At 40.3% G+C, this 22583-nt stretch carries 19 protein-coding genes; 6 read left to right on the forward strand and 13 right to left on the reverse strand.

What is annotated here, in order from left to right; translation table 11 throughout:
- Positions 1–33: 33 nt before the first annotated feature.
- The 3 genes from QVH07_RS04385 to QVH07_RS04395 all read left to right on the forward strand — a co-directional run bounded on the left by QVH07_RS04385 (position 34) and on the right by QVH07_RS04395 (position 5554).
- Complete coding sequence (locus QVH07_RS04385) at positions 34–2826, forward strand: alpha-amylase family glycosyl hydrolase (RefSeq protein WP_289998931.1); 2793 nt, start codon at positions 34–36, stop codon at positions 2824–2826.
- A gap of 11 nt (positions 2827–2837) precedes the next feature.
- Complete coding sequence (gene fbaA, locus QVH07_RS04390; protein WP_289998932.1) at positions 2838–3899, forward strand: class II fructose-bisphosphate aldolase; 1062 nt, start codon at positions 2838–2840, stop codon at positions 3897–3899.
- An 83-nt stretch (positions 3900–3982) separates the two neighbouring features.
- Positions 3983–5554, forward strand: a complete 1572-nt coding sequence (locus tag QVH07_RS04395) for an alpha-amylase family glycosyl hydrolase (protein ID WP_435367054.1) — start codon at positions 3983–3985, stop codon at positions 5552–5554.
- Between the two features lie 320 nt (positions 5555–5874).
- Here QVH07_RS04395 and pfkA read toward each other — a convergent pair whose 3' ends face one another.
- From pfkA to QVH07_RS04410, 3 genes are all read right to left on the reverse strand, one after another.
- Entirely contained in the window at positions 5875–6861 is a 987-nt protein-coding gene (pfkA, locus tag QVH07_RS04400) for a 6-phosphofructokinase (protein ID WP_289998933.1), read from the reverse strand.
- Complete coding sequence (locus tag QVH07_RS04405; RefSeq protein ID WP_289998934.1) at positions 6842–7234, reverse strand: methylglyoxal synthase; 393 nt, start codon at positions 7232–7234, stop codon at positions 6842–6844. Before QVH07_RS04405 ends, pfkA begins: the two co-directional genes overlap by 20 nt.
- Positions 7235–7339: 105 nt before the next feature.
- Positions 7340–9400 carry a S9 family peptidase gene (locus QVH07_RS04410; RefSeq protein ID WP_289998935.1) on the reverse strand — a complete coding sequence of 687 codons (2061 nt, stop codon included), beginning with the start codon at positions 9398–9400 and terminating at the stop codon, positions 7340–7342.
- A 138-nt stretch (positions 9401–9538) separates the two neighbouring features.
- On the opposite strand from QVH07_RS04410, the gene mscL reads away from it, so the two are divergent.
- The gene (gene mscL / locus QVH07_RS04415) at positions 9539–9952 is read left to right on the forward strand and encodes a large-conductance mechanosensitive channel protein MscL (protein ID WP_289998936.1); all 414 of its coding nucleotides are present in this window, start codon (positions 9539–9541) and stop codon (positions 9950–9952) included.
- 29 nt (positions 9953–9981) lie between these two features.
- Here mscL and QVH07_RS04420 read toward each other — a convergent pair whose 3' ends face one another.
- The 9 genes from QVH07_RS04420 to QVH07_RS04460 all read right to left on the reverse strand — a co-directional run bounded on the left by QVH07_RS04420 (position 9982) and on the right by QVH07_RS04460 (position 19945).
- Positions 9982–10422 carry a hypothetical protein gene (locus tag QVH07_RS04420; protein ID WP_289998937.1) on the reverse strand — a complete coding sequence of 147 codons (441 nt, stop codon included), beginning with the start codon at positions 10420–10422 and terminating at the stop codon, positions 9982–9984.
- A gap of 9 nt (positions 10423–10431) precedes the next feature.
- Entirely contained in the window at positions 10432–10785 is a 354-nt protein-coding gene (locus tag QVH07_RS04425; protein WP_289998938.1) for a hypothetical protein, read from the reverse strand.
- Between the two features lie 31 nt (positions 10786–10816).
- Complete coding sequence (locus QVH07_RS04430) at positions 10817–11365, reverse strand: RNA polymerase sigma factor (protein WP_289998939.1); 549 nt, start codon at positions 11363–11365, stop codon at positions 10817–10819.
- Between the two features lie 78 nt (positions 11366–11443).
- Positions 11444–12364, reverse strand: coding sequence for a universal stress protein (locus QVH07_RS04435; protein ID WP_289998940.1), 921 nt, complete (start codon positions 12362–12364; stop codon positions 11444–11446).
- Positions 12365–12762: 398 nt separating this feature from the next.
- A complete protein-coding gene (locus QVH07_RS04440) occupies positions 12763–14232 on the reverse strand; it encodes a lipopolysaccharide biosynthesis protein (protein ID WP_289998941.1) in 1470 nt (489 codons plus the stop codon).
- A gap of 156 nt (positions 14233–14388) precedes the next feature.
- Positions 14389–16521, reverse strand: coding sequence for a ferrous iron transport protein B (feoB, locus tag QVH07_RS04445; protein WP_289998942.1), 2133 nt, complete (start codon positions 16519–16521; stop codon positions 14389–14391).
- The gene (locus tag QVH07_RS04450; protein ID WP_289998943.1) at positions 16521–16775 is read right to left on the reverse strand and encodes a FeoA family protein; all 255 of its coding nucleotides are present in this window, start codon (positions 16773–16775) and stop codon (positions 16521–16523) included. Before QVH07_RS04450 ends, feoB begins: the two co-directional genes overlap by 1 nt.
- 42 nt (positions 16776–16817) lie before the next feature.
- Entirely contained in the window at positions 16818–17444 is a 627-nt protein-coding gene (locus tag QVH07_RS04455; RefSeq protein WP_289998944.1) for a hypothetical protein, read from the reverse strand.
- A gap of 89 nt (positions 17445–17533) precedes the next feature.
- Complete coding sequence (locus QVH07_RS04460) at positions 17534–19945, reverse strand: TonB-dependent receptor plug domain-containing protein (protein ID WP_289998945.1); 2412 nt, start codon at positions 19943–19945, stop codon at positions 17534–17536.
- Positions 19946–20130: 185 nt separating this feature from the next.
- Between QVH07_RS04460 and QVH07_RS04465 the strand changes: the two genes are divergently transcribed.
- Positions 20131–20787 (forward strand): Crp/Fnr family transcriptional regulator, encoded by a 657-nt coding sequence (locus QVH07_RS04465; RefSeq protein ID WP_289998946.1) that lies wholly within the window; start codon positions 20131–20133, stop codon positions 20785–20787.
- On the opposite strand, the gene QVH07_RS04470 is transcribed toward QVH07_RS04465, so the two are convergent.
- Positions 20788–21591, reverse strand: coding sequence for a universal stress protein (locus tag QVH07_RS04470; RefSeq protein ID WP_289998947.1), 804 nt, complete (start codon positions 21589–21591; stop codon positions 20788–20790).
- Positions 21592–21776: 185 nt separating this feature from the next.
- Between QVH07_RS04470 and QVH07_RS04475 the strand changes: the two genes are divergently transcribed.
- Positions 21777–22583, forward strand: coding sequence for a sulfite exporter TauE/SafE family protein (locus tag QVH07_RS04475; RefSeq protein WP_289998948.1), 807 nt, complete (start codon positions 21777–21779; stop codon positions 22581–22583).

Consider the following 22583-nt stretch of genomic DNA (forward strand, 5'->3'; position numbering starts at 1 on the left):
GGGTAACCCAGAACCGGTCTTTATTTGTTTGGTATGAAGAGTAGATTAAGCCTTTCGATCCTTTTTTTATTAATCAGTTTAAGCACTGTTGCTCAGGTCACTACTGATCCTGTCATAGCCAGAGCTGACCAACCGCTTGTCATCACCTATGATGCTTCGAAAGGCTCCGCGGGTCTCGAGGACTGTAATTGTGAAGTGTATGTTCACATAGGAGCAGTCACAGAAAGCCCAGAATCTACCACATGGTCGATTGTTCCCTTTGCTTGGGGAACGGAGGATCCCGATGCCCTCATGACCAAAGTGGATGGCGAAGAAAATCTATATTCTTTCGAACTTACGCCAAACGATTTTTTTGATAATCCCAATGGCCTGACGATATACCGTTTAGGCCTTGTTTTTAGAAATGGGGATGGAAGCCTGGAAGGCAAAACCGATACAAACGGGGATATTTTTGTAGACCTTGCTCAGGGCTTTGCAGTGACATTTACCGATCCAAGTTCTGGACGGGTTTCTCTTGATCAGGGAGAACAATACGAATTTAGAGCTGAAGCTTCCGAAGCGGCCACCATCTCCTTCATTCTGGAAGGTGATGAAGTAAAAAAGGAAGAGAATGTAACCGAATTATCTTATCTGTATACTGCAGAAGGTTCTGGAACTTTTGAATTAGAAGTCAAAGCGGAGACCGGGAGTGCAAGTGATTCTGAAGTGGCCCAGATTGAAGTTTTTGCTCCTTCTGAAGTGGCACCTTTACCGTCTGGAATAAGATTAGGAATCAATTATATTTCTGACACTCAGGTAATTCTTGCGCTAAATGCACCAGGCAAAAAGCTTGTTGAGGTGCTTGGAGACTTCAATAATTGGGAAAGACGTCCTGAGTACCAAATGAAAAGGACTCCTGATGGGGAAATCTTTTGGTTACAGATTGATAACCTTGAGCCCAAAAAAGAATACATTTTTCAGTATCTAGTGGATGGAGTCATCCGAATAGGAGATCCATATGCGGAAAAAACATCCGATCCGGATCATGATGATGAAATCATAAATGAGGGTAGATATCCCGGTTTAATGCCATACCCTTCTGGCAAAGCTGTTTATCAGGCCACTTACTTACAAACTGCTCAGGAGGAGTATCAATGGAAGAATCTTAATTACGAAAGACCTGACCCTGAAGACCTGGTCGTTTATGAATTACTCGTCCGTGATTTCGATGATCGAAGAACCTATAAAGCGGTAACGGAGCGTCTAGATTATTTGAAGGATTTGGGAGTAAATGCGATTGAGCTAATGCCTGTAGGCGAATTCGAGGGAAATCTATCCTGGGGCTATAATCCGTCTTTCTTTTTTGCTCCTGATAAATATTATGGAACGGAGGAAGACCTGAAAGAGCTTATTGATGAAGCCCATGGAAAGGGAATCATGATCATTTTGGATATGGTATTAAACCATGCCTTTGGCCAAAACCCAATGGTTAGGCTTTATAACGATGGAGACTTTGGTGCACCCACAGAAGATAACCCTTGGTTTAACAGAGTAGCTAAGCACCCATTCAATGTAGGATATGATTTTAACCACGAAAGCGAATACACCAAGGCCTTTGTGGATTCTGTAAATAATTACTGGCTCACAGAATATAAAGTTGATGGTTTTAGATTCGACTTAAGTAAGGGCTTTACCCAGGTTAACACCGGAAATGATGTTGGACTTTGGTCACAATATGACCCATCTAGGATTGAAATTTGGAAAGGAATCTATGACCGGATTAAAGATGAGCATCCTGAAGCCTACATCATTCTGGAGCATCTTTCAGTAAACTCTGAAGAACAAGAGCTCGCTGATTATGGAATGATGTTTTGGGGCAATATGAACTTTGATTTCCGTGAAATGGCGAAGGGCCAAAATAAGGACATCAGCTGGGCCTATTATGGAAATAGGGGATGGGATGACCCACATTTAGTTTCCTATCAGGAGAGTCATGACGAAGAGCGGGTGATGTGGGAATCAGTCAATTTTGGTGCAACTTCCCCAATCAATATTCGCCAGCTTGAAAATGCGGTAAACAGAAACCAACTTCTGAGTGCTTTCTATTTTGCAATTCCGGGACCTAAAATGCTATGGCAGTTTGGAGAGTTTGGCTATGATGAAGAGTTGAATAATGATCGCTTGGGTATCAAACCTACCCGATGGGAATATCTAGATAATCCGGAGCGAATGAGGTTATTCAAGCTTTATCAGGAAATGATTAAGCTTAAGTTGGAGCATTCAGCTTTTAAAAATCCTGAATCCACCACCATGACACTTAGCAGTACGATCAAGTCCATTATTTTGGAAGATGAAAGCATGGATGTAGTGCTTCATGGAAACTTTGGCCTGAATAGCGCAACCAATATTCCCGTATCCTTTCCTAGCACAGGAACTTGGTATAATTACTTCACTGGTGAAGAATTTGAGGTGACAAGTGCGACCATGAATCTGGATTTCAGACCTTCTGAGTTTGTGCTTTTGACAAGTGAAAGATTACCTACGCCTGAACCTGGAATTATCCAAGAAGACTATATCACAAGCATTCCTGAAGAAGTAATTCCAGAAGGAGAATTCCGCGTCTTCCCTAATCCTACCCAAGCTCAGCTTTTCGTGGATTTACCCATAGAAATGCAAGGTGCCAATTATCGTATCATTGATATGCAAGGGCAAGTGATGAGAGAAGGAGGTACTCAAATGGGTTCGGACATTTTAGAATTAGATGTACGGAATTTTAATGCAGGGATTTATATCTTTGAAGTTTACGATAACAAGCGTGTGCTCATCAAACGCTTCATTAAGATTTAAACCTATAAATTATGAAATTCAAACCAGGAGTAAAGTACGGTGAAGAGCTAAGAGACCTTTATGCTTATGCCAAGGAAAATGAGTTTGCGATGCCGGCAGTGAATGTGATCGGTACTAACTCTGTCAATTCCGTTTTGGAAACAGCAAAGAAGGTGAACTCTCCAGTGATCATTCAGTTTTCAAACGGTGGTGCTCAGTTCTTTGCTGGTAAATCTTTACCTAACGATAAGCAGCAAGCCAGTATAGCAGGCGGGATTTCCGGTGCTCATCACGTTCATCAAATGGCCGAGGCCTATGGAGTTCCAGTGATTCTTCATACTGATCATGCCGCAAAAAAACTTTTACCTTGGATTGACGGGTTATTGGAGGCTGGTAAAGCCTATCATGCGGCAAATGGAAGACCTCTTTTTAGTTCTCATATGTTGGATCTTTCCGAAGAGCCATTGAATGAAAACGTGGAGATTTCCTGTAATTATTTCAAGGAGTTCGAAAAGCTTGATATGGCTATAGAAATCGAGCTTGGAGTAACAGGAGGTGAGGAAGATGGAGTGGATAACACTGATGTGGATTCTTCCAAACTTTATACCCAGCCTGAAGAGGTAGCTTATGCTTATGAGCATCTTAAGGAAATTGGTGATTTATTTACAATCGCTGCTGCCTTCGGAAATGTTCATGGTGTTTACAAGCCAGGAAATGTGGAGTTGAAGCCAATAATCCTCAAAAATTCTCAAGACTTCATCAACGAAAAATATGGAACAAGTGGTAAACCACTAAACTTTGTTTTCCACGGTGGTTCTGGGTCTTCAGTTGAAGAAATCAGAGAAGCAAACAGTTACGGGTCCATTAAAATGAATATTGATACGGATTTGCAGTGGGCATTCTGGGAAGGTGTTTTGCTGAATTATAAAAGCAACGAGGCTTTCCTTCAGACTCAATTGGGTAACCCAAATGGTCCTGATAGTCCTAATAAGAAGTTTTATGATCCGAGAAACTGGCTGCGCAAAGGCGAAGAAAACTTTGTAAAGCGACTTGAGACCGCTTTTGATATGCTGAATGCGTTAAACAGAAATTAAACTGGCATTCTCACTGAAAAAAGCCACATTGTGTGGCTTTTTTCATTTGTAAGAAATTAAAAATTAGTATACCCAAGTAGAAAATGAAGAACCCGAAATTTTATCTGATTGCTTTGCTTATGGCTGTTTTTGGTAGCTGCGCTACACCTGAAAATCAAATGGAGGAAGAAGTGGCTTTTAAAGGTCCTCAAAACTATTGGCCGCAGGCTGGGGTGACCTATGAGATCTTTGTCCAATCCTTCTATGATTCAAATGGGGATGGCATTGGAGATTTTAATGGGGTCATAGAAAAGCTCGATTATGTGAGCGAGCTAGGTGCTGAGGCTATTTGGTTTATGCCAATCATGGAGTCTCCGACCTACCATAAATATGATGTGACCGATTATAAATCTGTGCATCCGGATTATGGTTCTATGGAAGATTTTAAGAGGCTCTTAGAGGAAGCTCATAAAAGGGATATCAAAATTGTGATTGATATGATTATCAATCATACCAGCAATCAGCATCCTTGGTTTCTGGAGTCAAAAAAGAGCCGTGATAATCCCTATCGTGACTATTACGTTTGGGCCCAAAAAGACACCATCGCAGATTTCCTCGATAAAAAGGTAATCACTTTGGATTCAGACAATATTCGTCAGTGGCATGACCCTGGCTTAGGAGAAGATTATTACTATGGGTTTTTCTGGGGTGGTATGCCGGATCTTAACTTTGACAACCCAAAGGTCCGTGAAGAGATTTATGAGATCGGAAGGTTTTGGCTAGAAGAAGTAGGAGTGGATGGATTCAGGCTCGATGCCGCAAAACATATTTTCCCGGATGATCGCCCCCTTGATAACCATGAGTTTTGGAAGGAATTTCGGGCTAAAATGGAGGAAATCAAACCAGACGTTTATTTGGTAGGAGAGGTATATGACAAGAAAGAGGTGGTCGCACCTTATTTACCTGGTTTGCCCGCTTTGTTCAATTTTGACTTCCATTACACACTCTTGGATGCTTTGAATAATCAGGATGGAATGCTTCTTCCTAAGAAACAAAAGGAAATTTTGGACTTCTATCAAGGGATTACTCCATCTTTCATTGATGCCACTATTTCCTCAAACCATGATCAACCTAGACTTTTGAATGAGTTGGGATCAGACCCAGCTGTTTACAAGCAGGCGAGCACGGTCCTCCTGACCATGCCTGGAGCGCCATATTTATACTATGGTGAAGAAATCGGGATGCTAGGTTTGAAGCCGGATGAAAATATTAGGGAACCGTTTCTATGGGATGTTGAAGAAAAGGATACTGGTAGAGCGACCTGGATCGATGCAGAATATTCCACAGATGAAACGGTAACTCCTTTGGAAGTTCAAAAAAACGATCCTAATAGTTATTTTAATCACTATAAGAATCTGATAGCTCTTCGGAATTCTACTCCTGCCCTTGCCATTGGAGATTTAGAGCTCTTCGAGCAAAGCTTTCCAGAGAGTGTGATGGCTTATTCACGAAATCTTGAGAATACTAGCCTTGCCATATTCCATAATCTTGGCAAAGAAGAAGTGGTCCTGAATATTCCGGAAGGATATGTAGAAAGTATTTTCAAACTAGGGAATACAAAATTAGAAGGCTCTTCTTTGACCCTTGGACCAAATTCCTCAATTGTTTTGAATTGATTAGAGAAAGGGCTGATTGAATCAGCCCTTTTTTCCTTTTCTACTGTTTTTGTACCAATTGTAGATAAGATCGATAAAGATGATTGCCATCACGATGACAATTACAATAGCTACTGGATGCAAAGAAAGGACTGTTTGGTAATTTTGACGTAAAAATAGCTTAACATTAACTTCATATACAAGTAAAGTGTGTTAAGAATCAGCTCAAGATGGAAAGCTTAACATTGATAAATTAGTTTATAAATTTACATTGAAACTGACCCACGAAAAAAGCCCGAAGAATTTTCTTCGGGCTTTGATTTTTTAAGCTTGAGACCCAGTTAGGTGGATAAGATTTTCGCAATACGAAAGTCATCCTCATCCACTGTCTTATCATCCACAATAGCTCTTTTGATTGGAGTATAAACTACTTTATTATTTATAATTCCAGCCATGACATCATACTTACCTGCAAGTAATCCTTCTACTGCCATCACTCCAAGTTTTGAGGCTAGAAGCCGGTCGTAAGAGGAAGGAGCTCCACCTCTTTGAAGATGTCCAAGAATAGTAACTTTAGTATCGTAAAAAGGAAGGAACTTATGAACTTTCTTGGCTATTTCAGCTGCACCTCCACTTTTTCCTCCTTCTGCCACAATTACGATATTTGAGGTCTTTTTTCTCTTTCGGCGAGCTTTCAGCTTATCTACCAGCTCTTCAATCTGCATTTTCTTTTCCGGAATTAGAATCGCTGCAGCAGCACTGCCAATACCTGCATTAATCGCGATAAATCCTGCATCTCTTCCCATAACTTCCACAAAGAACAGTCGATCATGGGAGGTGGCTGTATCCCTGATTTTATCAATAGCCTCAATAGCCGTGTTACATGCCGTATCAAATCCAATGGTGAGATCAGTTCCAGAAAGGTCATTATCAATGGTTCCTGGAAGACCGATTGCTGGAATTCCATGTTCTTTATAAAACAAATGAGCACCTGTCAAAGAACCATCACCACCGATTACCACCAAGGCATCAATTCCATGTGACTTCAGATTTTCATAGGCTTTTTGACGGCCTTCGACCGTACGAAAATCAGCACTCCTCGCTGATTTCAAAAACGTACCCCCTCTTTCCAAGACATGAGCAATATGACCAGAATCTAGCTTCTTGATGTCATTATTGATCATGCCCTCGTATCCCCGATAGATACCATACATTTCTATGTCGTAGTAAAATCCTGCCCGAACCGCCGCACGAATAGCCGCGTTCATTCCGGGAGAATCCCCACCCGAAGTTAAAACTCCAATTTTTTTAATCGTCTTCAATTCCATCAAAGGTATGAGTAAGTGCTTTAAACATAAGGTCTGCGGATGCAGGATTGGTGGCCAAAGGAATGTTGTGAACATCACAAATCCTCATCAGCATTTGCACATCCGGCTCATGCGGGTGCTTGTCTAAAGGATCTCTGAAAAAAATCACCATTCCCAATTCTTTTTGAGCGGCCATCGCAGCAATCTGAGCATCTCCACCTAGAGGACCAGATAACATTTTATTTACTCGAAATCCTGATTTTTCGATATGCGAACCGGTTGTGCCTGTGGCCACCAGCTCGATGTCCCTTCTGCCGAGCTCGTCCTTAAATCCACTCAGAAAATGGACCATATCTGCTTTTTTGCCATCGTGGGCAATGAGGGCAATCTTCATAAATAGGTTCTATAGGTTGCTGTCAAAGTTAGAAAAAATTCCCTTTGTGCTATGGGTATAAGATTAATTCTGCTTTAAGTCTGGGGGCTGTAAGAAAATTATTTTTCAAGTGGTAAGATTTTCAAGTCTTAGTAAAAAGGTATAGTCCAATGCCAGCTCCTTGAGGGCATTAAATCTACCAGAAGCCCCTCCGTGTCCAGCTTCCATATTGGTATGGAGAAGTAAGAGGTTTTTATCTGTCTTTAGCTCCCTGAGCTTTGCTACCCATTTTGTGGGTTCCCAATACTGGACCTGACTATCATGCAAACCTGAAGTTACAAGAAGATTTGGATAGTCCTTCTTTGATACCTGATCATAAGGAGAGTAGGATAGCATATACTCATAGAATTTTTTCTCCTTGGGATTACCCCATTCTTTGAACTCCCCGGTAGTGAGGGGAATGCTCTCATCAAGCATCGTGGTGACCACATCTACAAAAGGGACATTTGCCACCATCCCATTAAATAGTTCGGGAGATTCATTCATCACTGCTCCTATCAGTAAACCTCCGGCACTACCTCCCTGAGCATATAAATGGGCTGAGCTGGTATAGTTTTCATTTATGAGGTGCTTGGCACAGGAGATAAAATCCTCAAAAGTATTTTTCTTGTTCAATAGCTTTCCGCCTTCATACCATTGCCTGCCAAGATCTTCACCACCACGAACATGAGCAATGGCATAGACGAAACCTCGATCTAACAAACTCAATCGGCTGGAGGAGAAATAGGCATCCATGCTATAACCGTAAGAACCATATGCGTATAAGAGAAGAGGATTCGAACCATCATTTCTGAACTCGGACTTTTTATAAACTAAGGAGATTGGGACTTCTACCTCATCATGAGACCGAGCCCAAATTCTCTCTGAATAGTATTCTTTCGGGTCAAAACCTCCTAAAATTTCCTTCTGCTTCAGTAAGATTCTTTTTTCGGTTATTGGATCGAATTCAAAAGTGCTGGCTGGGGTGGTCAGTGAATTGTATCCAAATCTAAATGTCTTGCTATCGAATTCTGGGTTATTCCCAATCCAGGCTGAGTAGGTAGTTTCTGGAAAATCTAACTTCTTTGACTCCTTGCCATCCCAAAAATGAATATGAAGTTCGGTAAGCCCGTTTTTCCTTTCCTCGGTTACAAAATAATCTGAGAACAAATCGAAATTTTCAAATAAGACTTCTTTTCTATGGGATATTACTTCTTCCCAGTTTTCCTTACCTGGGTTTAGGATAGGTGCTTTAACCATCTTGAAATTTGTGGCATTTCCTTCGTTAGTCCTGATCCAAAAGTGATCTCCAAAATGATCGGCTGTATACTCCAAATCATCCTGTCTGGCTTGAATAAGCTTGAATTGACCTTGAGGATTGTTTGATTCCAGGAAGCGAATTTCTGATGATATTGTACTCTGAGAATGAATCAGGATATAATCCATGGATTTAGTTCTATGGACCCCACAAGTGAATTCTTCATCTTTTTCTTCGAAGATTAGTTTGTCTTTAGAAGGATGCGTACCTAAAACATGGAGAAAAACCTGATTTGAGCGTAAAGTCTGTGGATCTTGTTTAGTGTAAAAAATACTTTTGTTGTCGGTAGCCCAAGCGATATTTCCTGTGATCTCAGGAATGGTCTCGAATACCAACTCACCTGAACTCAAATCCTTGAAATATAAGGTGTAAATTCTCCTTCCCACTTCATCTGCTGCATACGCAAGAATATTTTGATCGTAACTAGTAGATGCAGCACCAACTTGATAGAAACTATTTCCTTCAGCGAGAATATTTACATCAAGAATTATTTCTTCTGTCGCTTCTAAACTTTCTTTTTTTCTGCAATACAGAGGGTACTGCTTTCCAGTTTCAAACCGTGTATACCAAAAATATCCCGATTTAAAAAAAGGAACTGATTCATCATCTTCCTTAATCCGGGATTTCATTTCCTGAAAAAGCGACTCCTGAAACTCGTTTGTAGATGCCATCTTAGAGGCGAGATACTGGTTTTCAGATTCTAGATAATTTATTACTTCCGGGTTTTCCCTTTCCCGCAACCAATAGTAATTATCCATTCGAACATGACCATGTTCCTCCATTTTAAAAGGAATTTTCTTAGCAACTGGTGGCTTAATTTTTTCAATCATGTTGCAATGATAGTGGATTTAGGGTGGTTTTAAGAAATTTGGCTTTCACTTTGAGGTCATAAAAAAATTATGATTTCATTTAAGAAGATTGCTATATTAAATGCAAATCTTGTTTAATCAACCATCAATTTAAAACTTATGGGAATGCTAAAAGAGTTTAAAGACTTTGCCATGAAGGGCAATGTAGTCGATCTGGCCGTAGCCGTGATTATCGGTGGAGCTTTCGGGAAAATTGTTTCTTCTTTTGTAAAAGACGTAATAATGCCACCTATTGGTCTCCTTTTAGGAGGGGTGAATTTTACCGAACTTAAGTATGAATTAAAACCCGAGCAGATGAATGATGCCGGGGAGGCTGTGGCGGCTGTCACCATCAATTATGGTTTGTTTTTCCAAAATGTGGTTGATTTTATCATTGTGGCTTTTGTGATTTTCCTTGCCATAAAAGCTATAAATGCGTCAAAAAAGAAAGAGGAAGCAGCTCCTGCACCCCCACCAGCACCTTCAAAATCTGAGGTTCTATTGGAAGAAATCAGGGATTTGTTGAAGAAATAAAAAAAGAGCAGCTCTGCTGCTCTTTTTTGCTAAAGGTTATCATTGTTTCCTCGCCTCTGCCTTTGATACAGGCTGCGAGTAAAATCTTTGTTGATATCGTTCAGAAGTAGAATCTGCTTATAGCTCAGTACATCCGCTGCCTTTTGCACAAAATCCTTTTCTTGCTCTATCAATAAGGCCTGAAGATTGAATCTTCTTTCGATTCGATTCTTTGCATCGTCTTCAGACAGGGATTCAGTGTCACGGGAAAGCCTTGATAGCTCCCTCAATGTTTCTCTTCTCTGATCGTCAAATTCATTGAAAATTGGCCAAAATACCTGAGCTTGTTCAGTGCTTAGGTCTAGCCTTGTAGAAATGAATGCAACGCGTGCTGCTTCCAGTTTTTCACGGTCTATTTGCCTTGTGCCCCTTTGGGCAAAGCTGGTGTAAGACAAAGCTGCAAATAAGAATATGAGTGTAATTCTTTTCATAGTATTAGATCAAAATAGAAACTCTACCTCTGAATCGTCTTCCATAATAAACGATTCTTCTTCTAAAATTTGATCCAGGATTTCATCCGGATCATCAGATAAACTGAGAATATCCTCCGCAGACCAATAATCTCCCTCGATGTATAGGTTTACATCGGAGTCTAACGCGATTAATGGGTCTGATTCTGGAGTAGAAAACTCATAAATCCCAAAGCTTATCCCTATGGCTAAAATGGCTGAAGCAGCATATTTGTACCATCTAAAGGGAGTCTCTGAAGTTCTTCGGGACAATGTCTCCTCTGGCAATCGGTCAAAATATCCTTCGGGAGTCTTGAAGTCTTCTATTTTTGGTAGATCTTTCATTGTTGATTAGACTTAATTTTTTGGCTTTGGTTTATTCCTCAGTCAGTATTTCTTTGATTTTCTTCACTGCATGATGATAGCTGGCTTTTAATGCTCCCACGCTAGTCTCGGTGATTTCTGCTATTTCTTGATATTGTAAATCTTCCTGATACTTCAGGTGAAAAACCAGCCTTTGTTTTTCAGGTAAGCTAAGTAAGGCCTTTTGAAGTTTTTGTTGAATGGCATCTGCAGACATCAGAATACCACTATCTAGATAATTCTGCATTTTTTCTTCATGATCATCCGAGGATAAGAAAAAACGCTTTTTCTTTTTTTCCAGAAAAGTTAAAGACTCATTGACCGCAATCCTGTAAAGCCAGGTGAAAATGCTTGATTGACCTTCGAAATTACCAATGTACTTGAAGGCTTTGATAAAGGTGTTTTGGGTTAAGTCATCAGCATCCTCATGAATAATCACCATTCGTCTCACGAGTTGATACACCCTCTCCTGATGAGTTTCCATCAAAAGTTTAAATCCTTTTTCCTTGGTTACTTCTTGCCTTACAAGATTTAAAATCTCCTGATCTACGGATTTACTCATTGCGGCTTAGACTACTTGATCAGGCAAAGGTTTAGAGTCTATTTCATTTTTTTGACCCAAGGCCTAAGCTTTTATGGCCTAGATCTCTAAAATATATTCTAAAATTCCGGCGTTTTTCCCTTTGGGCCTGGTGACCAAAAGCGGCATGCTTTCATTCACTTGGATCAGTCGCTCTGCCATGCTCCCAATGAAGAGGGCGGTAGCGGCTGTACGACCCTTGGCACCAATGATAATTCCTCCTACCTGTAATTCAACAGCGAGACTTACAATATCCTGAACAGGATCTTCATCTTCATCCACAGTATAAACAGGCGTAATGGAAACGCTTTTGGTGTCTATTTTTTTGATGAATTTTGCAAAATTGGCCTTAGCATTTTTTTCCATCACAGCGGCAAACTCCTCGTAAGTCTTTCCCGTGAAGTGATATCCAGATGGAACATGATAGACATTTTGACAAATAATCTGGGTGTTTCCATACTTTTTGGCAATCAGCACGGCTTCTTCTAAAGCATCTTTTGAATACTCTGAAAAGTCAATGGGCACCAAAAGCTTATCTACCTTTGGAGTGGATCCTTCGGGAACTATTAGCAGGGAACAGCTCGCTCTTCTTGCCAATCGTAAAGACGCTATTCCTGTTCCGGGAAGATTCACTTTCCTCCCCATGACGATCATATCTGCTGACTTATCTTCGGCAAGTTTCAAGATCTTTTTAGAAAGAGAACCTTCTCGTACCACAAAGCTCACATCAGTCTTTTCATATCCATTAAAATTGGCTTTGACCTTTGATTTCATTGCTTTTTTCCGCTCTGAAATCATGTTGTCAACCAGGTTTGGGAACTCCTCGAGTACTTCCTTTGGAATGGATAAATTTCTGATCACATTGACAAAATAGACTTTCTTAGTTTGATTAACTTTACTGATAAAAGAGGCAAACTCGATGAGAGTATCGTCTAATTCAGTTTGATCCAGGCATACAATCAGTTTTTTGATCAGGTACATAGTGTGGTGCTAAAAATTTTTTGGACAAAGGTAAAGGGATTCTATTGAACTTGGAGTTTTATCTCCTTTTTATGACTCAAAAGCTTCTTTTCCTTCTCTGGTAATTTTGAGAATTTAATAGATTCCTGAGCTTTATAAAAATTTGGTTTCAAAAAATAATTCATTGTCCAAATATCTAACCCAAGTCCATTGAATACCGTATATTTGCATTGTCCGGGTCGCTGACATGTTCAAACTTCACAATTTAACAAAATACCGAGTGAAGCCCTCTCCAAAAACAGGCCTCACCCCGTTACGATAGCAATCGGAATCGGGGCCTCATCGAAAGATAGGATAACAGTGGAAGTTTGCGGTTTCAAGGCAGCTCAAATCTTGTCTGTAAGGAGGTTTGTAACACTCTAAGATCCGGACAATTTTATTTTATTTTTTAACCATTCCCACTCAGTTTTGCCCACTTCAAGGAGCATTGAAAAAAAGGCAAAACGTAAGATCACAAGGACCGAATTAATAAGGATTTCGAGTACAGGATGAAGATCTAGAAAATCATAACTGGAAACTGAGAAAAAACCCACTACCAAAATTCTAAAGGTTTCATCCGTGAATGGACTGAAGTTCAGTTTTACTTTTAAGAAGATAAACTTGACCAAATTAAAAAGTAAAATCACGGCTACCGAGGCTACCGCGGCCCCTTCAATTCCGTAAATAGGTATGAGCAGATAATTGAATAGAATTATGAGAATACTCATCAAAACAGTTAGAACAAGGTTGAATTTATAATATTTGGAAAAGACTAAAATCTCGCTGTTCGAAGAGAAAACGGCATCGATTAGCTTTCCAAATCCTATAAGCAAAACCACATTTCTCCCAGCTTCATAAACTTCCCGGTTTGGTATGAAAAAGTAAATGCTGTTAAGGTTATTTACGAGCAAGGCAAATAAAAGAAGGCAAACATAAAACTGCCTATTAGCCACTTGCTTATATAATGTGTCGATCTCCTTATGTTCTTTTTTATTGAAATGCTCTGCAATTACAGGCATTACGACTTGAGAGATTGCCCTTCTGGGCAACTCGATCACCAGAGCCATACTAAATGCTATCGTGTAAATCGCATTCGCCTCCAGACTGATCATGGAAGTAACCATGATACTGTCAATTTTCATAATAAGTGTAGAGGCGGCCGTTCCAAGAAATGTAATAAGGCTGAACTTGAGAAATGAGCTTCTGAATCCTTCAGGAAAACTTTTCCAGCTGAAATCAAACTTCAAAACACCCAACCAAACCAGATAGACAATCACACCGAAAAGAGCCAGAAAATATACCACTGCCAGCCCCATCATTACCTGATTGAAATCGATCCAATCCAAAAGATAAGTTGCTACCAAAAGCCCAGTTAAAAGTCTGAGAAACACCTCTCTGAAAAAAGTAGGAACCGCAACCTTCAAATAAGAGCGGCTATAAGCATCCAGAATACTGTTGAGCAGAGCAAAGAGGGTGATCAACAGAACCACACCAAGGAAATCGATTATCTGAGGTGAATTGACAGCAAAAAGGTTTACTATTTGTGATCTAAATCCAAAAAAAATAATTGCCACAAAGAGAAAACCAAGTAAGGAAATTAAGAGGCTGTAACTCAGGAATGCTGATTGATTCTTTTCTAACCTTGGGAAGAACCTGGTGATTCCATGGCCTAAACCTAGCTGGGCAAAAGGGACAAAAAGAAGCCCCAAATCCTGGATGGTGCGGAAAATACCAAGCTCATTGGGATCGAATGCATAGGGATAAAGCCAGAGTACATTTATATATCCAACTACGACACCAATGTAGGAAAACAGACTTGTCTGAATACTTTGCTTGGCTACTTTGCCCATGAAACTAAAAGTATGAAAAAATGCTGATTAGCAAGAGATCATTATTTGGCGCATTTATCGCAACCTGATGCCGATTGTTTCTGGAAGAAAAATTTTCTTACCAAATAGATACCTGCAGCAAGGAATAAAAGTCCAGTAAGTACATATTGCCACATATCAGGAGAAGATTTGGTAAACTGCAAAGGCCGAAATATAGGCTAATGCGGTCATGTAAACTGTTTGAATTAACGGCCATTTCCAACCTTTAGTTTCTCTGTAGACCACTGCGAGTGTGCTCATACATTGCATAGCAAAGGCGTAAAACACCATTAATGAGAACGCGGTTGCTGCCGTATAAACCTTTTCTCCTGTGTCCGGCCACGTCTGTTGCTCAAGCTTTTCCCTGATAGTTAGATCATCTTCCACATCGCCTTCTATGCTGTAAATGGTAGCAACGGTTGAGACAAAAACTTCTCTAGCAGCAAATGATGTGATCAATGCAATTCCAATTTTCCAATCATAACCTAAGGGCTTGATCACAGGCTCAATTGTTCGACCCATAATTCCGATAAAGGAATTCTCTAAAAGCTGAGAGCTTATTTCTGCTTCAATTTCTGGAATCTCTTCTTCGGTGGCCTGAGCTATTCTAAGCTCCCCTTCGGATCGAACAGCATCCATTCTAGATGGTGGGCCATAGGATGCCAGGACCCAAAGAATAATTGAAATGGCTAAAATCACTTTACCGGCTTCTACTACAAAGGTTTTGGATTTATTGTACATAGTAAGCAGGACATCCTTCCATCTCGGAGTTCGGTAGGAAGGCAATTCCACCATCAGGAAGCTTTTTTCCTCAGTTTTAAGAATTTTCTTTAAACCAAAGGATGTTATGAGCACTCCAATTACCCCTAGAAAATACAAACCAAGCAAGGCTAAAGCCTGAAGGTTCACAAATCCAATGACAAATCGATCTGGTACTGTCAGTCCGATCAAAATCACATATACAGGTAGTCTAGCCGAGCAACTCATCAGAGGAGTTACCATGATGGTGATCATTTTTTCTTTCCAGTTACCAATATTTCTGGCTGCCATCACACCAGGAATGGCACATGCGACGCCAGAGACAAGTGGAACTATACTTTTTCCATGAAGTCCGAAAGGACGCATCCATCTATCCATCAAGAATACAACCCGGGACATATAACCTGTATCCTCTAAAATGGCCAGGAAGGCGAAAAGTAGGGCTATCTGTGGGATGAAAATCACCACACCACCTATACCTGGCACTAAGCCTTCAGCGATTAAAGAAGTTAATGGCCCTTCTGGCAAAGCACCTGCCACCCAACCACTAATGTTGGCAAACAGCCCATCGATTAAATCCATGGGAACAGAAGACCAAGCAAAAATGGCCTGAAATATCAAAAGCAGTATTCCCGCAAAGACTAAATAGCCGAACACAGGGTGTAAAAACACCTTGTCCCATTTGTTTGATTTGGGCCTATTAACGATGTCAGTCTTAACTGACTTCTGGACTAGTCTATCGATTTTTTCATATCGAATTCTGGTTTCCTCGATTTGGGCTCTTTCTAGGTCAAATCCTACCTCATCCAAAAGACTCCTTATAAAAGTTTTATCTTCTGCAGAAACAGCCTTATCCACAAGACCAAACCTGAGCATTTGATAAGCCTGATAGTTGTTTTCGAATCCAAAATGAGTGCGAACTTTCTCAAGCAAATCTACCGGAACAATTTCGTCCATTCTAAGAAACTCAGATGGCGAGCTGAAATTACCTGAGTAGATATGTTCTTTGAGAGGGTCCAGACCTTTTGCTCCTCTGGCATCTGTCGTAATGATAGGAACACCCAGCTCTTTAAAAATTTCGAAAGTTTTGATACTGATTTTTTGCTTGGTCGCAATATCAGCCATATTCATTATTAGGGTGAGCTTAACTCCTAGGTCGATGAGTTGCGTCGCCAGAAAGAGTCCTCTTGAAATCTGGGTGGAGTCGATTACCATCAAGACATAATCTGGCTTGACTTTGGTGCTCAACTGATTCAGTACACGATGTGCAATAATTTCATCCTCAGAATTTGGGAAAAGACTATAGGTGCCAGGAAGATCAATGATTTCATAAGTCTGACCTTTGAAATTCATTGTCCCGATTTTTTTATCGACCGTTACTCCGGGATAATTCCCGATTTTCTGCCTTAATCCAGTCAGATGATTGAAAATGGTGGATTTTCCCACATTTGGATTTCCAATGATGGCTATCCGAACTTTTTGATCAACATTTTGGATAGAAACCTCTGCCATTAGCTTTGAGTGGATTCAATTTGAATTAGAGCAGCCTCAGATTTTCTCAAGGCCAAGGTGCTTCCATCTATTTGGAAGGCCAATGGCCCATTAGCCGGTGCAGCATGACTAAGCATGATCTTTTTGCCAGGTAAAAAACCCATTTCTAACAGGTTAATTTTCAGGGGTGAATCTGAAATTTCGATGATTAAGCCATACTCGGCAAGCTTTAGCTGGTCAGCAGAAAGGGACATATTTCCTATTTGGTCTGGCAAAAATAAGATTATTTAGACTTATTCTAAAGTAAAGTTCTAAATTTATCTAATATTCAAGATCTCATCAGTCAGGGCGAATTCTAACCCATTTTCAAGCTGTACTCTAATTGTAAATTTCAGGTTTAATTCCTCCTTTGGCTCCACCAGCCAAGCGAGCTTAAATAAATCATCCGGATAAAGCTCCAGGGTTCCTTCTAAAAAATCTTCAATGGAATCTGTGCCTTCTTCGAAATAGTAATTCATTCCAAAGAAATGGCTTAAATCATCACCTGTTCCGTATGTTTTGCCATCAGGCGCCACGAACTCCTGAAGGTTAATAATTTTTATATCTGTAAGATTTTCTACGGATTGAGGAATTTTTGGAGAGCACGCATAAGCTAAGCCTGGGATTGAAGAATCTGGAACCTGAGCTTGTGCAACAGTTTGGAAGCTCTTTATTCTTATGCCCTTCACCACTAAATCATAATCATAAACCCCATTAGGACTTACCTGCTGACCATCTCCAACCAAAGTGAGGGCTTCCATCTCTGTGATCTTAAAATCCTTCACTTCAAATTCAGGTCCACAACCACATGGATCGTTGCATGTGATTCCACAACTTATTGGAAGCAAACCCATAAAAATTAGGATGCCTAAGGAAGCGAATATTTTCTTTGAGAGGTGATTCATTGTCGGAGTTGCACTGTTGATCTTAATATCCTAAGAACTAGCATTCTTCATAAAAAGTTGAAGATTAATTTAAAATAAGGAGATCGAATTTAGAAACGCGCATTGATTCCAAGAATAAAATTGCGTCCTGGGGCCGTAATTCCTGAACTGTAAGTCCGGTACCGTTGATTTGCTATGTTTTCAATTGAGGCTGAAATCTGAATGACTTCACTAAGATTGAGTGTGGAATTAGCAGAGAAAATAATCCAGTTTGGGCTGAAGGGGTTTCCGTTTTCATCTTTTGCATAAAGTTGAGGTTTGGAAATCTCCTCAATGGGCATATCCTCAAAATCAAACTGAGCGGCATATTGAGAGCTTATTTCAGCCTTGAATTTTCCTTTGCGATAGGTAATTCTGGTTAACCCAAAAGCAGGAGCAGCATGTCTTGAGGGACTTGTGCTTTCATCATCCAACTCTTCAGTTCCTTTTTGCCAGTTATACCTGGAGGTAAAAAGCAATCCAGGCAAAATGGAATATTCTACTCCTGCCTGGATTCCATAAACTGTAGTGGAGGCGGCATTTTGTATTGCCAAAACCTGGCTCAACTCACCGTCATAGATTATTTCAGATTCTCCATCTAGTGTGAAGTTTCTTCTCACGAGGGCCTGATCCAAAATGGTGTAAAAACCAGTCAATTCAAATCGAAATCTCTGATTCACCCGCCCATTGATATTTAGCTCCCAGTTGTAAGCATATTCTGGTTTCAGGTCAGGGTTTGGAACCAAAACTGCCCCGGGTTCAGAGTCAAAGATTTTACCGATATCGTCAACATTGGGCGCTCTAAATCCGGTAGAAAAAACAGGGGAAAAGCTAATGGCTTCGCTCGCTGCAAAGATTATCCCTAAACTTCCTGTCAGGGCAGCAAAATCAGATGATGTATTTTCAAACGGGAGAGGAAAGAAGGGGAGGTTCTCTGTAAAATCTGCTTCAATACGATTGTAATTATATCGTAGGCCTGCCTGTAGTTTCACTTTTTTAGAAAACTGCCTATGATAGGTTCCATAAATGGCAGCGGAAAGCCAATTAGAATCCGGATATCTTCTGGAAGCATCCTCAAGGTCTTCAGTGTCTATGTTTGTTTGGAATGCTTCCGAGTTCACATCGTTATGCACCACTTCAGTCCCATAGCTTAAGAAATCTTCTCCCTGAAGACTTTTTATGAAGTCGGCATTTAGGGATAGGGCGTTAATTTTTTCAATTCTATTGGTTTCAATTACTCTCCCAAATCTTCGAGTAATTCGACTTTCTTCAAAAAACTGATGGGCAAATCGGACTTTGGCCTGGTCAAAAAGCTTGGACTTGTTTTGGAAATTGACTCCCAGGGTATTCATAATCCAGGTTTGGGGGCCATAATCCCATCTTGCTGATCTTATATTATCCTCATCACCTTCTATGAGTCGGTCATATCTGGGAATGTTACCTGTGTTGCTGTAATGGAACCCATAGTCGAAGTTTAATTTGGAATTAGCCTCAAAGCGTATTTTCTGCATGAGATTCAGTTGTTCGTAACCGCTGAATCTTTGGATTTCCGGATCTTCATTTTGGACGATTACATCCTGACCATTTACTCTGGCCGCAAAGCTAGGTCTGAGATATTCATCAGGACCATTGGTTCCCATTCGCAAATCACCATAATCCACATAGGAAAGGCTTGAAAGAAAAGCCCATTTTTTCAGTCCTAAAGCAATATCTCCATGTATCACTCGCTCATCATTGGCGGAGGCGACCCTTGTGTTTAGATTTCCTGACCAATCAGCTTTTTCAGTCTCGCTGAAATCTGGATTTAATGTTTGAAAAGACATTACCCCTCCAATTGCATCGCTTCCATACATCACTGATCCTGGTCCAAAGAGAACTTCGGTGTTTGCCAGGGCAAAAGGATCCAGAGAGATAACATTTTGAAGATTACCACTTCTGAAAATGGCCGTGTTCATCCGAACTCCGTCTACGGCATACAGCAGGCGATTTGCAGAGAATCCACGGATCATCGGACTTCCTCCTCCTTGCTGACTTTTTTGGATAAAGACTTCTCCTGAGCTTCCCAACCAATCCGCTGCATTTGAAGGATTTCTGAGTGTAAGGTTATCGCTGGAAATCACACGGGTTTTTGTGGCAATGTCATGATCATTTTGTCGCCAGCGATTTGCGGAGACGACAGCCATATCCATTGCTATTAGGCTTTGCGACAGCAAAACCTGAAAATCAGCTTCGACTATTTCCGAGGGCTCGAAAGATTGACTTTGGTATCCGAAAAACTGGAAATAAATAATCTCCTCATCAGCAAAACGTGGAAAGTCTACCTCCCCGTTTGCATCTGATATCTCGCTATTTTGAGGATTTGCACCGAACACCAAAACCCCTGATACGGGTAGCTCGGTCTCTGAATCTAATATTTTGATTCTTTGAGCGACAGTCTGGATGGAAAAAGCCAAAAGGCAAAGTAGAAAAAGGCCACGCAGCATATATCAGGATCGGTTGAAGTTAATCTAAACAAAGCTAGTCGAAACAGGATTGTGAAAAAAAAGCTTTGTACAAGCGTTAAAACTTTGGTCTAAAAGGTAATGAAGCTATATTTTCACGGAATTGTAACTTTTGATACAAAACAGTTTCCCATAATTAGACTTTTGCATCTTGAATTGATAAAGAAATGAGCATAGAAGAGCTTAAGAAATATTTACCAGGATTTACAGATCCAGCATTGCTTGAGGAGATTCTTAAAGAAGGAAAAATTATGAGCCTAGAGCAGGGTCATATTCTAATGGAACCAGGTCAATATGTGAAAATGGTACCAATCGTATTAGAAGGATATATAAAAATTCTAAGAGTAGACGAGGATGGTAAAGAGCTTTTTCTCTATTATCTGGACCCCGGAGAGACTTGTGCGTTGTCACTCACCTGCTGCTCAGCTTCAAAGCCAAGTGAAATCAAGGCAGTGGCAGAAGAAAAAACACTCATGATTGGTATCCCTATTCACATTCATGAAGAATGGACCTCGAGGTTCAAGCAATGGAAAGATTTTGTTTCTTCCACTTACCAAAACCGCTTCAATGAAATGCTGATTGCCCTGGATGCAGTAGCCTTTAAAAGGATGGATCAGCGTTTGATGCAATACATCTTGACCAGAATGAAGCAAGCAGGTTCAAATGAACTTGCGACTACTCATTTAGAGATCGCTACTGAGCTGGGGACTTCCAGGGAGGTAATTTCCAGGCTTCTTAAGCAGCTGGAAAAGAAAAAGTGGATTGAACTAGGCAGGAACGTAATTTATATTCGAGACGATTTCGAGGAACTCATTAGCCACTAGTTAGATCAAGACTAATATCGGAGTATTACAAGCATAGGCCAATTCTAGGGATTGGCTTTTTTTCGTAAGCTGATTCCAAAAATTCTTATGCTCGTGACATACCACTAGAATTGTTTCTGGATGTTGCTCCAAGTACTTATTCAATCCATCGGTAGCTGATTCGGCTTTTTCGGTAAGAAAATTAAAATCTTCCCCAGGAAAGTTTTTTCCAACATAGCTTTTCAAGCCCATACAGGCCAATTCTTCCTTGAAAGTAGGATTAGAAAGGATATGAAGGAAGGAGAGCTTAAATTCCCAGGATTTACAGATTTCTACCACCCAAGCCAGGAATTGCTTTTCATGATCGGAAAAATCCAAAGCCAGAGTCAGACCATAAATCTGGCTCAGATTAGCTGCCTTTGGAATCACCAAAACTGGGATTTTCGATTCTTTAATAAGATTTACTGTAGTGGATCCAAAAATAATTTTCGCAGCGCCTCCAGCCCCTTTAGTCCCCATTACGATTAAATTCTTATCTGTTTCTTCCGCGTATTTGGAAATATTAATGGAGGGAGAGCCTTCTTTGATGGTAAATGAAATGGGGACTCCAGAAGAGGCATATTTTTCTTTTAGTCCAGTGAGGATTTTGTCAGCATCAGAGTACATACTATCTAAAGCAATCGCCGCCTGGCTGGCAAAATCATAAACCAAATCGATAATGTGTATCATCTCCACGGTGGCCTTTTTCTTCTGGGCAAGGTAGATAGCATATTCAAGAGCCTTTTCAGCGTCCTTTGAAAAATCTATCGGTACGATAATATTCATGTTCTATGGGGGTATAATCTTTTCCGATTTGCCTTAAGTTAAGAGTATTTCAAAGATTTATAAAAAGATTTCTTCGGGAATCCACTGGCGATTTTAATTCCTAGTTTTAACAAACCGGGAGTGACAAAAGTCACCCCAAACTTGAGGTGTTAGAGATACTTTTGTGACATCAAAATGAGAAATAAATGGATTTAATAACAATACTTGGATTTTTGGCAGCCGTACTAATCGGAATCAGTTTGGGATTAATTGGTGGAGGCGGCTCCATTCTCACCGTACCGGTGTTTGTCTATATTTTGGGTATCCAACCTGTTTTAGCTACAGCCTATTCCTTGTTTGTGGTAGGAAGTACTTCTCTTGTTGGTTCTTTTACCTTTATGAAGAAGAAATTGGTGAATTACAGGACTGCTGTAGTCTTTGCTATTCCTTCATTCATTGCAGTGTTTCTTACTCGACTTTATTTGGTGCCTGCTTTACCAGATCCTCTATTTTCACTGGGGTCGGTTGATGTATCAAAAGACGCAGCGATCATGATATTCTTTGCATTAATTATGTTAGCGGCAGCTTATTCCATGATCAAAAAGCCAAAAGTAAAAGAGGCCTCAGAAAGTGAAGAGATTAAGTACAATTACCCAATGATTGCTTTGGAAGGAATGTTGGTAGGAGTATTGACTGGGATTGTAGGTGCAGGAGGTGGATTCTTAATCATTCCAGCTTTGGTGTTATTAGCCAAGCTTCCTATGAAGATGGCTGTAGGAACATCCCTGCTTATCATTTCAGTGAAATCTTTGATCGGGTTTTTAGGGGACTTAGGCAATCAAACCATTGATTGGCAATTGCTGTTAATCTTCTCAGGATTATCAATTGTAGGAATATTTATAGGTAGTGCCCTCTCTAAGAGGATCCAGGATCAGGCGTTAAAGCGTGCATTTGGTTGGTTTGTGGTGGTGATGGGCTTATTTATACTATTCAAAGAGGTTTTAAATTTCTAA

Source organism: Algoriphagus sediminis (genome assembly GCF_030403435.1).
GTDB classification, from domain to species: domain Bacteria; phylum Bacteroidota; class Bacteroidia; order Cytophagales; family Cyclobacteriaceae; genus Algoriphagus; species Algoriphagus sediminis.